The 11777-nt window shown below is 68.7% G+C and carries 12 protein-coding genes and 1 pseudogene; 3 read left to right on the top strand and 10 right to left on the bottom strand.

Annotated features, from left to right (window positions below; all coding sequences use genetic code 11):
- Nucleotides 1-198 precede the first annotated feature (198 nt).
- The gene (locus GY170_RS15815) at nucleotides 199-657 is read left to right on the top strand and encodes a DUF2267 domain-containing protein (protein ID WP_163895333.1); all 459 of its coding nucleotides are present in this window, start codon (nucleotides 199-201) and stop codon (nucleotides 655-657) included.
- Nucleotides 658-776: 119 nt separating this feature from the next.
- On the opposite strand, the gene GY170_RS15810 is transcribed toward GY170_RS15815, so the two are convergent.
- Together GY170_RS15810 and GY170_RS15805 are read right to left on the bottom strand one after the other, a co-directional pair.
- On the bottom strand, nucleotides 777-1370 hold the full coding sequence (locus GY170_RS15810; protein WP_163895332.1) for a DUF1989 domain-containing protein: 594 nt from the start codon (nucleotides 1368-1370) through the stop codon (nucleotides 777-779).
- A complete protein-coding gene (locus GY170_RS15805; protein WP_163895330.1) occupies nucleotides 1370-2290 on the bottom strand; it encodes an SMP-30/gluconolactonase/LRE family protein in 921 nt (306 codons plus the stop codon). Before GY170_RS15805 ends, GY170_RS15810 begins: the two co-directional genes overlap by 1 nt.
- A gap of 126 nt (nucleotides 2291-2416) precedes the next feature.
- Between GY170_RS15805 and GY170_RS15800 the strand changes: the two genes are divergently transcribed.
- Complete coding sequence (locus GY170_RS15800; protein WP_235924182.1) at nucleotides 2417-2698, top strand: winged helix-turn-helix transcriptional regulator; 282 nt, start codon at nucleotides 2417-2419, stop codon at nucleotides 2696-2698.
- 45 nt (nucleotides 2699-2743) lie between these two features.
- Here the strand turns inward: GY170_RS15800 and GY170_RS15795 are convergent.
- From GY170_RS15795 to GY170_RS15775, 5 genes and pseudogenes are all read right to left on the bottom strand, one after another.
- A pseudogene (locus GY170_RS15795) lies at nucleotides 2744-3004 on the bottom strand (antibiotic biosynthesis monooxygenase family protein); the annotation flags it as partial.
- 163 nt (nucleotides 3005-3167) lie between these two features.
- Nucleotides 3168-4799 carry an alkaline phosphatase family protein gene (locus GY170_RS15790; protein WP_163895328.1) on the bottom strand — a complete coding sequence of 544 codons (1632 nt, stop codon included), beginning with the start codon at nucleotides 4797-4799 and terminating at the stop codon, nucleotides 3168-3170.
- Between the two features lie 38 nt (nucleotides 4800-4837).
- Complete coding sequence (locus tag GY170_RS15785; RefSeq protein ID WP_163895326.1) at nucleotides 4838-5872, bottom strand: type 2 periplasmic-binding domain-containing protein; 1035 nt, start codon at nucleotides 5870-5872, stop codon at nucleotides 4838-4840.
- A 41-nt stretch (nucleotides 5873-5913) separates the two neighbouring features.
- A complete protein-coding gene (locus tag GY170_RS15780; RefSeq protein WP_163895324.1) occupies nucleotides 5914-7209 on the bottom strand; it encodes a TRAP transporter large permease in 1296 nt (431 codons plus the stop codon).
- The gene (locus GY170_RS15775; RefSeq protein WP_163895322.1) at nucleotides 7206-7676 is read right to left on the bottom strand and encodes a TRAP transporter small permease; all 471 of its coding nucleotides are present in this window, start codon (nucleotides 7674-7676) and stop codon (nucleotides 7206-7208) included. The genes GY170_RS15780 and GY170_RS15775 overlap by 4 nt, the downstream gene beginning before the upstream one ends.
- Before the next feature lie 131 nt (nucleotides 7677-7807).
- On the opposite strand from GY170_RS15775, the gene GY170_RS15770 reads away from it, so the two are divergent.
- On the top strand, nucleotides 7808-8758 hold the full coding sequence (locus tag GY170_RS15770) for a LysR family transcriptional regulator (protein WP_163895320.1): 951 nt from the start codon (nucleotides 7808-7810) through the stop codon (nucleotides 8756-8758).
- Between the two features lies 1 nt (nucleotide 8759).
- Here GY170_RS15770 and GY170_RS15765 read toward each other — a convergent pair whose 3' ends face one another.
- The 3 genes from GY170_RS15765 to GY170_RS15755 are packed head-to-tail and all read right to left on the bottom strand — an operon-like array spanning nucleotide 8760 to nucleotide 11709.
- On the bottom strand, nucleotides 8760-10007 hold the full coding sequence (locus GY170_RS15765; RefSeq protein WP_163895318.1) for a hydroxysqualene dehydroxylase: 1248 nt from the start codon (nucleotides 10005-10007) through the stop codon (nucleotides 8760-8762).
- Entirely contained in the window at nucleotides 10004-10846 is an 843-nt protein-coding gene (locus GY170_RS15760) for a squalene/phytoene synthase family protein (RefSeq protein ID WP_163895316.1), read from the bottom strand. Before GY170_RS15760 ends, GY170_RS15765 begins: the two co-directional genes overlap by 4 nt.
- Nucleotides 10846-11709: a squalene/phytoene synthase family protein gene (locus tag GY170_RS15755; protein WP_163895314.1), complete on the bottom strand. Its 864-nt coding sequence runs from the start codon at nucleotides 11707-11709 to the stop codon at nucleotides 10846-10848. The genes GY170_RS15760 and GY170_RS15755 overlap by 1 nt, the downstream gene beginning before the upstream one ends.
- Nucleotides 11710-11777: the final 68 nt, after the last annotated feature.

Here is an 11777-nt window from a genome sequence, read left to right as displayed (position 1 = left end):
CGATGGCCCAGATTCCGGCAACGGTCAGAAGATACATGCATCCTGCCTTTCAGGCGGTTGTCCCGTCGGTATCCTGACGCGCGACGTGGCATCCTACAACCAAAGAGAGCGGACGAAACGGTCATTCGTTTATTCGACATATCTCGTGAATTTCGATATCGGTGTGGAAACGATGCTGTTGAAGGGAACCAGCTACCCATGCCGATGCCATGGACTTATCGACACGCTTCCAAGGAATGGCGCGCTTTCCTCGATGGTGTGAAAGAGCGCATGTCCCTTGAGTCCGACAACATGGCGTACACGGCGGTCGATGCGGTCCTACAGGTGTTTCGGCGTCGTTTGAACACTCAAGAGGGTTTGGAATTCGCAAGTGTCCTGCCGAGCGTTCTTCGTGCGATTTTCGTGAACAACTGGGATGTTACGGAACCCCGCGCTGAATTTTATGACCGCGAAAAGCTCGTTTCCGAGGTCAAAGCGGTGAGGGTGAACCACAACCTAACGCCGGACAATGCCATTGAGGCAACGGCATGGGCGGTTCGGCGAACCACCAACCGGAGAGACTTCGAGCGAGTGTTAGCTAAGCTACCGGCCGAAGTGCGCGACTTTTGGCAAGTAGATGTCGCCGATCCTGCCGAGCTAGAGCAAAGGATCATCTAGCTTCTTTGCAGCATCTGTCACTCCGGGCTCCGAGCTGCCGTTCGCCGCGTGCTGCCTGAACGGCAGCTTTCTTTGTGACTCCGGCCACCCATTTCAAACGAACGACGCAGACGCCCCTGTCAGGTGACCTCGACGTCGACGTCTCTCGGTTCGCGCCCTGTTCCGTTCGTGTCCGCCATATCCTGCGGGCAGGCTGACAGGCATATGATCAGATCGGCCAGCGCCGTGAACGCGACGAAGTCGCCGGGTCTGCTCACGGGCGGATGTATAGCGGTGTCTCCGGCGAGAAGGGGCGCGTTCTCGAACAGGTTCAACGGGCAGGGAACATGAGTGATCGAATGGCCGATCTCCCTCATCGCCTGTTTGAGATTGTCGCTGCAATTGTCATGCGCGGCCTCGGAGCCGAGCATCTCGTAGCGGGACTGATCGCAGGCGGCGAAGAACCAGTCGTGGACGCCGGGTGAGGTGTCTTCCACGAAGTCCAGCATGGGAGACCTGCGGTTCGATCGAAAGATCGTGCCCTTGACCGGCGACGCGGTCGAGGAATGGACGCGCGTATGCTCCATCGACATGAACTCGGCGATGTCATCCGCCTTGAACGCCCATGTATCGACCACCTGAGAGCCGAAGGTATTGGTGATCCTCAGCGTCGCGCCTCGGCGCAGATGAAACGCCCGGCCGGTGCGGGCCCGCAGGATGAAGGTCCCGGCCATCAGAGCAGCAGGGCCCCCGTGGTCGGCAGAAGGACGGCGTAGACGCTGGTGGAGGCGGTTATGAACAGGCGATTCCGCTTCGGCCCGCCGAAACAGACATTCGAGACTTCTTCGGGGACGAAGATCTTGCCGAGAAGGGTGCCATCCGGGTGATAGCAGTGAACGCCGTCCTTCGCGCTCGTCCAGATGCGGCCCTGGGTATCGAGCCGGAAGCCGTCAAACGCCCCGGCCTCGCACTCCGCGAAGACATCTCCGCCCGCCAGGGACCCGTCGGAGTTGACTGAAAACGCGCGGATATGATGCTCCCCGCTGGCATAGCGCGTCCCGCCGCTGTCAGCGATGTAGAGAATCCGCTCGTCGAGGGAGAAGGCGAGCCCGTTCGGACTGGCGAAGTCGCTCGTCACCTGCGTGATGTCGCCCGTCGCCGGGTCGAGCCGATAGACATGTTCGCCGCCGAGCTCCGGTTCAGCCTGAAAGCCTTCGTAGTCCGACTCGATCCCGTATGCCGGGTCACTGAACCAGATCGTGTCATCGGATCGCACCACGACATCGTTGGGGCTGTTGAACCGCTTGCCATCGAAGTGGCTGGCCAGCGTCGTGACCGACCCGTCATGCTCGATCCGGGTCACGCTGCGCGTCCCGTGCTCGCAGGCCACGATCCGCCCCTGCCGATCGAGCGTGGATCCATTGGTGTAGCACCCAAGGCCAGACCGGATGTCGCCGACCGCGCCGGTCAGCTCATCCCAGCGCAGGCGCCGGTCATTGGGAATGTCGCTCCAGATCAGGCATCTGAAGGCCGCAGAGTAGACAGGCCCTTCCGTCCACTTCCCGCCGGTCCACAGTCGTTCGACAGGCTCGTCGAGCTTGATGCTGCGTTTGAACCGGTCGTCACGGATTTCGTAGGTGTCGGTCCTGGTCATTGGCGATCCCGTTCTGAGGTGCTACAAATTATGTAGCAACTTAGAGCGCTACAGAAAGCATAGCAAGTGACCAAGATTCCGATGCCGGGGCAGCCCGTGAGAGGCTCGAGGAGCGGGGCGCCCATCATGGCGCTCTTCGATCTTCTGGGGCGTCACTGGGCCATGGGAGTGCTCTGGACGCTGAGCGAAATCGGCCCCTGCACCTTTCGCAAGCTGCAGGAAGACTGCGAATCCATCTCACCCGCGGCGCTGAACACTCGCCTGAAGGAGCTTCAGGCGGCGGGCTTCGTCCATCGCGTAGAGGATGGATACGCGCCGACCGAGCTGGGCTTGCGCCTCTACGGGCAGCTCCGCCCGCTGGGGGACTTCAGCAAGGAATGGGCGAGACATCTGAACGCTCAGGACTGAGCACGGGGGCCTTCAGGGCCCGAGCGGCGGCAAGAGAGTCGCCCCTCATGCCGCATCACTCCCGGCCTTATGATGAGCGCGCGAGTCCGGCGGAGCCTGATCGCGGGCCGTCATCCCGTAGTCGCGCAGCACCTCGGCGACCCGCAGGCGATAGTCGCGAAAGACCGACCTCCGCCCGGCACTCTGCGCCGCCCGGTGTGTCTCGAGCTGTCGCCAGGCGCGGATCGCGGCCTCGTCCCGCCAGAAGGACAGTGACAGCATGCGGTCCGGGTCGGCGAGGGACTGGAAGCGCTCATTGACGAACCCGGGCGCTGGAACGGCGCAGATGCCGCTCCAGCGCCTCGAAAGACTACCGTTTGGCCGCCTCTGCGTGCGCCGATTCCGTGACCGATAGATTCGCCACGCCTTCGGAGTGAGGGGCTGCTCTGCGAGGGCAAGGCGGCGGGGCCGGGGGCCGCGTCTCAGCCGGTCAGGGGCGCTCGGCGAAGGGCTTGCCGAATTCCGCCTCGTATTCCGCCTCGTCCCAGAAGCCGATGAGGATGCCGGGCGGCTCCTTGCCCGTCATCGCCTCGATCTGCTCGGGGGAGAGCGTGATGCGATTGTGGTGCCGGCGGGACCAGCGGCCGAGGGCGACCATCATGCGGGCGCGGACGGCGGCGTGCTCGGGGGCGCGGCTGGCGCCGAGGTCGTGGAGCTCGTCGGGGTCGGTCTGCAGGTCGAAGAGCATCGGGCGGAAGCCTTCGGCGTGGACGTATTTCCACCGCCCGTCGCGGAGCATGACGAGCCGGGCCTCCTCCTGAGCGTTGCCGATGGCCTGGCGGGCGGGACGGGTGGCGTAATCGTATTCCGACACCGCGTATTGCCGCCATTCGGCGGGCTTGGCGCGATTGTGGAGCAGCGGCTCCAGCCCGCGCCCCTCGAGGATATGCGGCTTCGCCGGCCCGCCGAAATAGCTGAGGAAGGTGGGGGCGAGGTCGATGGCCTCGACCAGCTCGGAGCGGACCGTGCCGCGGGTGTCGTCGGCTTCGGGGCGGGGGTCGTAGACGATCAGCGGCACCTTCACGGAGGGCTCGTGGAAGAGATCCTTCTCGCCCATCCAGTGATCGCCAAGGTAATCGCCATGGTCGGAGGTGAAGACGATCATCGTGGTCTCGAAGAGCCCGCGCTCCTCCATCCAACCCAAGAGCACGCCCATCTGGTCGTCGATCTGCTTGATCAGGCCCATGTAGGCGGGGATCACCCGCTCGCGGACCTCGTCACGGGCGAAGCTGCGGCAGATGCGGCTTTCGATGAAGGCGCGGAAGACGGGATGGTCCGTCACCTTCTCCGCCTCGGCGCGCACGGGGGGCAGGATGTGCTCCGGCCCGTACATGTCGTGGTAGGGCGCGGGGACGATATAGGGCCAGTGCGGCTTGATGAAGGAGAGGTGGCAGAGCCAGGGCGCGTCGCCGGCCTCCTCCATGAACTGCATGGCCCGGCGGGTCATGTAGGGCGTCTCGGAGAGCTCCTCGGGCACGTCGGCCGGGAGGTTGGCATACTTGAGCAGCCAGCCGGAGAGGCGCTCGCCGTCGTCGCCGGCGGCGGAGTTGGCGTGCTCTTCCCACGGGTTGTCGCCCTCGACGCCCGCCTCCTGCAGGGCGCGATTGTAGGCGGGGTCGGGGTCGTAGGGGCCGTAGGGATGCATCCCGTCGTCGCGCTCGTAGGGCTCGAAGCCGCATTCGGAGATGGAGATGCCGATGGTGGAGCCGGGGTCGATGCCGAGCCATTCCATCCCCTTGGTGTCGGCGACCATGTGGGTCTTGCCGACGATCACCGGGCGCACGCCGATCTCGCGGAGATGGTCGCCGAGGGTCGGCTCGCCGACTCGGAGCGGGAAGCCGTTCCAGGTGGCGCCGTGGGAGCGGGTGTAGCGGCCCGTGTAGCTCGACATGCGGGAGGGGCCGCAGATGGGCGACTGGACGTAGGCGTTGGTGAAGCGCACGCCGCGTGCGGCCAGGCGGTCGATATTGGGGGTGTGCAGGTGGGGATGGCCGTAGCAGCTGAGGTAGTCGAACCTCAGCTGATCGGCCATGATCCAGAGCACGTTCTTCGGCTTGCTCATGCTGCTCTCCCTCTCTCCTCGTCCGCCTGGCCGGCCTGTCATTCGGCCGTCAGCCGCTGGATCTCGGCCATGTAGAAGTCGAGCGCCGCCTGCCCGTCGATGCCCTTGGCACTCGCCTCCTCGATCCAGGCGTCAATGTAGGGCTGGGCGGCGTCGATCAGGGCCTGCTCGAACTCGGGCGAGGCCTCGTGGACCTCCATCATCCCGGCGATCTCCTCATGCACGCCGGCCTCGACCTCGGTGAAGATGGTGCCCACCTTCTCCGCCCAGGCGGCGCCGGAGAGGGCGCGGATGGCCTCCTGATCCTCGGGGGAAATCTCCGCCCAGACATCGGAGTTGATGAAGAAGGAGAAGGCGGGGGTGGAGATCTTGCGATCCGTCACCGTGATCGATTCCGCCGGCGGCAGGACGTTGAAGACCTGCGCGTCGGTGGCCGGGATGCCGACGAAGCCGTCGACGACGCCGCGCTGGATCAACTCCGTCATCTGGACGGCGGGGCCGGAGACGACGGGGGAGCCGAGGTCCTTCAGCTCTTCCGCCACGAGGCCGGCGGCGGCCCACATCTTCTTGTCGGCGAGGTCCTGCACCGAGAGGATCGGCGTGCCGTCGAGCGAGTAGAAATCCGCTCCCGGGGCCACGTAGACGGAGAGAAGCTCGACACCCTCGTACTCGTCCGCCTCGGCGAAGTATTCCTCGTAAGTGCTCCAGAGGGCCAGCGAGTTGGCGCGGGAATCGGCGGTGCCGGTGAAGGGCAGCATGCCGAGCTGGATGCCGGTCACCTCGTTGGCGATGAAGACGTTCATCTGCAGGGCGGCGTCGAAGACCCCGTCGCGGGTGGAGGTCAGCTGCTCGGGCGGGGGCGCCATGTTGCTGGGCAGGATGGCGACCTGCACGCGGCCCTCCGTCGCCGCGCTCACGTCCTGCGCCCATGTGCCGAGCACGTCAGTGCAGACGAAGTGCTGCGGCGGGAAGAAGCAGTTCACCAGCACGCGGGTGCTCTGCGCGTGGGCCGGGGCGCCGAGGGTCAGCGCGAGGCCGGTTGCCGCGAGGGCGGTCTTGAAATGGTAGCTCATGTGGATCCTCCCAATCGGGCCGGCCTCCCCGCCGGCCCCGTTCACCCGGACAGCCCGGGCAGCCATGTCGCGATGCCGGGCAGCGCCAGGATCAGCGCCAGCACCGCCAGCATCGCCAGTGCGAAGGGCAGAACGCCCACGAAGATGTCGGCCATGCGCACATCGTCCACCACGCTGCGCACGACGAAGACGTTCATGCCGATGGGGGGCGTGATGAGCCCCAGCTCCGTCACCAGCACGATGACGATGCCGAACCAGATGAGATCCACCTGCGCCGCCAGAAGGGCCGGCATGAAGACCGGCACGAGGAGCAGCAGGATGCCGAGGGACTCGAAGACCATCCCGAGCAGCAGCGCGATCACGCAGATGCCGACGACCAGCCCGGTGGGCGTCAGCTGCATGTCCTGCAGCATGAACATCAGGTCGAACGGCATGCCCGAGAGATTGATGTACTGAGCGAAGACCATCGTGCCGAAGACGACCATGAAGAGCGAGGCGGTGGTCATCGAGGCTTCCACGAGCGCCTCGACCCATTCGCGAAAGCTCCACAGATGGCCGCGCGTCATGGCGATGAGCGCGGCGCCCGTGGCGCCGATGCCGGCAGCTTCCGTCGGCGTGAAGATGCGCCCGTAGATGCCGCCAAGCACGAGCACGAAGAGGGCCAGCACCGGCAGAACTGCGCGCACGGCGCTGGCCCCCTCCTTGCGCTCCAGCTTCTCGCCGGGCGGGGCCATCTCTGGCTTGAGGCCCGACCAGACGACGATGGCGGCCATGAAGGACAGAACGAGGATCGCACCTGGCAGGATGCCGGCGATGAAGAGGCGGCCGATGTCCTGCTCGGCGATGATGCCGTAGATCATCAAGGGCACCGAGGGCGGGATCATGATCCCCAGCGTGCCGCCGGCGGCGATGGTGCCCGTGGCGAGCCGGTCGGAGTAATGGTGCGTGCGCATCGGCGGCAGGGCGACGCGGGTCATGGTGGCGGCGGTGGCGAGCGATGAGCCGCAGACGGCGGAGAAGCCGGCGCAGGCGAGCACCGTGGAATGGGCGAGCCCGCCCCGGTAGTGTCCGAGCCGGGCATGGGCGGCGCGGTAGAGATCGCCCGAGATGTCGGAGCGGTAGATGAACACGCCCATCAGCACGAAGAGCGGGATGACGGAGAGGGAGTAACTCGTCGCCGTCTCCAGCACCTGCGCGCCCATGAGGGAGAAGGCGGGGCCGATCCCGCGCTCGAGAGCGAAGCCGAGGAAGCCGACGAAGAGCGTGGCGAAGCCGATGCGGATGCCGAAGAAGCAGAGCGCGAGGACGATGGCGAAGGCGATGAGGGCGGCGATCATGACTGGCGCAAGCTCCTGTTCACCTGCAGCGCCGCGGCGATGACGCAGAAAATCGCACCCGGCAGCGACAGCCACGCCTGCGGCCATTCCAGCACCAGCGTCTCGCGCGCCGTCTCGATGGCCTTCTGGCCGGTGCGCGCCAGCTCATAGCCGATCAGCAGGAGCCCGGCGGCGGAAACGAGGCCGATGAAGATGCGCCGCGGCCGGCCAAAGGCCTTCGCAAGCGGCGCCTCGAACAGATCGACGGTGATATGGCTGTCGGCATCCGAGACGAGGCCGAAGCCGGAGAAGATCGTGGCGGCGAGCAGGATCTGGATCATCTCTGCCGCGCCATAGACCGGCGCGTTGAAGAGATAGCGCCCGAGCACATCAACGAAGGTCAGGGCCATCATGGCAAAGAGCAGAAGCGCTGTGATGGCACGGAGGGCCCAGAGATCCCCCGGCACCAGCGCGGTGCGGCGTTCCATAGAGCCCTCCCAGCCCCTTGGTGCGCGCCTCCTCCCCGAGGCGGACGAGGGCAGCTTGCCTTGTGTGCTATTTGCTTTCAAATAATGTCTCGGCACATGTTCATTCCCTGAGGGCATGAAAGGGAGGGCCCATGGCCAAGGTGCTGTCGCTCGATCCACGCGCCCTGATGCTCTTCTCCCGCGTGGTGGAGGAGCGCTCCTTCACCCGCGCCGCCGAGGCGCTGGGCATGGCGCAGCCGGCGCTGAGCAAGGCGGTGGCGCAGCTGGAGGGGCGCGTGGGGCAGAGCCTGCTGTCGCGCCGCCGCCAGCCGCTGGAGCCGACGGAGCTGGGTCGCGAGCTGGCGCTGAGGGGCACGCAATTGCGCGCCATCATCCGCGAGGCGGGGCAGGCGGCGGGGCAGATGGCGGACGGGCAGGTCGGCACCATCCGCATCGGCGCGCCGCCGTTCTTCTGCGAGGATGTCATGGCGCGCATCGTGGCGGAGTATCACCTGGAGAACCCCGGCGTGCGCTTCGAGCTTTGCTCCGCCTACGGGCCGGAGCTGCGGGGCCGGGTGACGGAGCGGCGGCTCGACATCGCGCTGGTGCCGATGGAGAGCGCCGACAATGCCACCGGCCTCGTGCAGCGCCGCATCGCCGATGCCGAGCACGCCGTCTTCGTGAGGGCGGGCTTTCGCGCCGACCCGGCGCTCTCCCTCGTCGAGACGCTGGAGGCGGGGCTGTGGATCGGCCACGCGGAGAACTCCATCATGCACGGCTATGCGGAGCGGGTGCTGGCGCAGCTCGGCGTCATGCACATGCGCAGCTTCGCCTCCAGCGAATCCGGCAAGGCGTTGCTCAACATGCTGAAGCTGGTGGAATCCTTCGCCATCCTGCCGGTGATCACGGCGCTGAACGAGCTGCGCGCCGGCGAGGTGCGGGTGATCGGCGCGCCGGAGGATCTGCCGGTGGTCTCCCTCGGCACGATCACCCACCACGCCTCCGCCGGCAGCCCGCTGCTCGCCAATTTCGAGGCCTTCGCCGCCGCCCGCTTCCGCGCCATGGAGGCGGAGGTGGCGCAGCATCTGGCGGAGCAGCGGTAGGTCAGCGCGCGGGGCGGAGGGCCGCTGCGGCGGCGGCGTGGCCGGAGAGGAGCGCGCCCTCCAGCGTCGAGGGCAGGGGCGCGGCGACGTGGTCACCGGCCAGCAGCAGGTTGCGAGGGCCGGGGCGGAGCGGCAGGCGGCGGGTGAGGCTCTCCGGCGTCGCGGCGAAGGTCGCGGCCTTCTCGCGCAGGAGGCGGGAGGCGAGGGGTGCCTCGGAGGTGCCGAGCGCGCGGGCGATGTCGGACCAGAGGCGGGAGAGGATGCCCGCGTCGTCGGGCCCGGGTCGCGCGGCCGAAACGGTGACAGAGATGACGTCGCCGCGGGTGAAGGCCCACTGCGCCTCGGCTGAGAGGAAGCCCAGGAGGGGCGGGGCGCGGAGGGCCGTCTCGGGGTGGACGAGGAAATGCGCGTTGAGGATGGAGAGGCCGGCGAGCGGCGCGGGGCGGGAGAGCAGGCGCCCCGCCGCTTCGGCCGGGACGGCAAGGATGACGGTGTCGTCCTCGCCCAGCGGGATCGTCCGGGCGTCGAACTCCAGCGCCTGCACCCGGGTCGGGCCGAAGGCGATGGCCCGCAGCGGCGTGCGGAAGGCGATGTGGGCGCCGAGGTCGCGGAGGCGGCGGAGCGCGGGGTCGACCAGCGTCGGGCCGAGGCCGTGGGGCATCGTCACCGGGCGGCAGGCGCGGCCGCCCTTCAGCAGGCTCTTGCGCAGGACGGCCGCGAGGGGGCGGGCCGCGCCCCCCTCCGGCGGGGCGTTGAGGACGGCGAGGCTGAGCGGCTCCCACAGGCGCTGCCAGGCGGCGGCGCGGCCGGGAAGGGCGCCCCCGACCGTGCGCGCCGGGCCGGCGGCGAGGAGGCGCAGCATGTCCGCCGCCGCGGCGCCGGGGCGGACACCGGGGGGCAGGGCGACGTTTCCGCGTAGCAGGTCGGCGGGGCCGTCGGGGATGCGGAGCGTCCAGGAGGTGCCGTCCGCGAGGTCGTGGAAGGGCAGCTCCGCCGCCGGGGCGATGTCCAGCGACGCATGGGTGCCGATGCGGCGGCAATGGTTCAGGACGGCGGCGTTGCCGGAGAGGACGAGGTGGTTGCCGTTGTCGATCAGCCGGTCCAGCCGGCTGTCATGAAAGCTCCAGCAGCGTCCGCCGGCGCGGCCGGTGGCCTCGTGCAGGTGCACCTCCACGCCTCCGTCCTCGGCGAGGTCGAGCGCGGCGGCGAGGCCGGCGAGGCCGGCGCCGACGACATGGACACGCCTCACCGCCGCCCGCGCGCGAGGCAGCGGGCGCCATCCCAGACCTTGCCGAGCTGGCCCCTGTCCGGCGGGCGGCGCGTCGGGTCGCGCTCGATCTGCCGCAGGATGCGCTCGTAGGGGCCCATCATCAGGAGCGCCGGCATCAGGCGCAGGCGCGGGTGGGCGGCGATCTCCGCCTCGGCCTCGGTGAAGGCGGCGCGCGCCTCTCTCGCCAGCCGGGCGCGCACCTGCGGCAGGTGGGGATCGTCGGCGACGAGGGCCGGGTCGGCGGCGGCGCCGGCCTCTGCCAAGAGGTCACGCGGCAGGTAGACGCGGCCCATGGCGGCGTCCTCCTCGATGTCGCGGAGGATGTTGGTGAGCTGCAGCGCCCGGGCCAGCGACAGGGCGAAGCGGCGCGAGCTCTCCCCCCGCCACGCGCCGAAGATGTGCATCGACAGCAGCCCGACGGAGCCGGCGACGCGGCGGACGTAGGCGTCGAGCGTCGGGCGCTCGGGCGCGACCATGCCGTCGACGTCCATGCGCATGCCTTCGATGATGAGCTCCAGCTCCTCCTCGGGGAGGTCGTAATGGCCGATGGCCCAGCTCAGCTCGGCGCCGACCGGCGTGGCGGCGTGGCCGGCGCGCGCTCGGTCCAGCTCCCGCTGCCAGGCGTCGAGACGGAGCGCCTTGTCCGGGCCGGTGCCGTCGCCATCGGCGATGTCGTCGACGGCGCGGCAGAAGGCGTAGATCGCGAAGATCGCGCGCCGCCGGTCCTTCGGCAGGAGCCGCATGCCGGCGGTGAAGGAGCTGCCCGCCGACTCGACGATGGCCTCCGCCGGGCGCTGCATGTCGGTATCGAGCGCCATCAGCGGCCCACACCCGCGAGCCGCAGCGCCCCCGCGAGCGCCGCCCGCCCGGCATCGCCGCGCGTCGGCGCGATGCGGCGGGCCAGGGGATCGCCCCGCTGCAGCCGCGCATGGAGCGCGCGGGCGAGGCTGAGGATCGCCGAGGTCTCCGCGGCGAGACGGCGGGAGCGGAGGAGGCGGGGGAGGGCCGAGGCCTCCCGCAGAAGGGCCGCCGTGCCGGCCAGCGCCCTGTCCATCGCCGCGCGGAGGGCGGGGGTGAGCGCGGGCGCTTCGAGATCGGCGAGGCTGCCGCCGGCCTCCTCGATCCAGCCCACGGGCAGGTAGACGCGGCCGAGGCGGCGCCTGTCCTCCCCCATGTCCTGCAGGTGGTTGAGGATCTGCAGCGACGTGCAGAGCGCGTCGGAGGCGGCGTGGCCCTGGGGCCCCTCGCCATGCAGATCGAGGAGGAAGCGGCCCACCGGATCGGCCGAGCCGCGGCAGGAGCGCAGCAGGTCCTCCCACGTCCGGCAGGGGGTGGCGGCGATATCCTCGCGGAACGCCGCGACCATCCGCCGCGCGTGCCGCTCCGCGCCCGGGCGGCCGGTCTCTTCCAGCACCGCGACGAGGCGGCGGGCGCGCGGATCGCCTTGTGGATCGCCGGTCAGGCCGGCGTCCATCCTGTCGAGCTGCCGGGCCTTCTCCTCCGCGGAGAGGGAGGGATCGTCGGCAAAGTCATCCGCCGCGCGCACGACATCGTAGAAAGAGCGAACGGCCGGGCGTAGGGCTGCCGGAAGGAGAAGCGACGCCACCGGGAAGTTCTCGCCATCCGCGCCCCGCGAGGGGACGGTCGGCGAGCCGCCCTGCGGGGCCGTGATATTTTTCAAGCCGTGGTCCATCGGCGCGCTAGCTATCCTCCCGCACCCGGCGGTGTGGCAGGAGCGCCGGGAACGGG

The organism is Pseudoroseicyclus tamaricis, from assembly GCF_012070395.1.
Taxonomy (GTDB): domain Bacteria; phylum Pseudomonadota; class Alphaproteobacteria; order Rhodobacterales; family Rhodobacteraceae; genus Pseudoroseicyclus_A; species Pseudoroseicyclus_A tamaricis.
The sequence above is the reverse complement of the archived record's forward strand: the minus strand, read 5'-3'. Positions and strand labels throughout refer to the sequence as shown.

Excerpts from the sequence above, each read along its gene's own strand:
- GY170_RS15815 (WP_163895333.1), top strand. The coding sequence starts at position 199 with ATGCCGATGCCATGGACTTATCGACACGCTTCCAAGGAATGGCGCGCT.
- GY170_RS15810 (WP_163895332.1), bottom strand. The coding sequence starts at position 1,370 with ATGGCCGGGACCTTCATCCTGCGGGCCCGCACCGGCCGGGCGTTTCAT.
- GY170_RS15805 (WP_163895330.1), bottom strand. The coding sequence starts at position 2,290 with ATGACCAGGACCGACACCTACGAAATCCGTGACGACCGGTTCAAACGC.
- GY170_RS15800 (WP_235924182.1), top strand. The coding sequence starts at position 2,417 with ATGGCGCTCTTCGATCTTCTGGGGCGTCACTGGGCCATGGGAGTGCTC.
- GY170_RS15790 (WP_163895328.1), bottom strand. The coding sequence starts at position 4,799 with ATGAGCAAGCCGAAGAACGTGCTCTGGATCATGGCCGATCAGCTGAGG.
- GY170_RS15785 (WP_163895326.1), bottom strand. The coding sequence starts at position 5,872 with ATGAGCTACCATTTCAAGACCGCCCTCGCGGCAACCGGCCTCGCGCTG.
- GY170_RS15780 (WP_163895324.1), bottom strand. The coding sequence starts at position 7,209 with ATGATCGCCGCCCTCATCGCCTTCGCCATCGTCCTCGCGCTCTGCTTC.
- GY170_RS15775 (WP_163895322.1), bottom strand. The coding sequence starts at position 7,676 with ATGGAACGCCGCACCGCGCTGGTGCCGGGGGATCTCTGGGCCCTCCGT.
- GY170_RS15770 (WP_163895320.1), top strand. The coding sequence starts at position 7,808 with ATGGCCAAGGTGCTGTCGCTCGATCCACGCGCCCTGATGCTCTTCTCC.
- GY170_RS15760 (WP_163895316.1), bottom strand. The coding sequence starts at position 10,846 with ATGGCGCTCGATACCGACATGCAGCGCCCGGCGGAGGCCATCGTCGAG.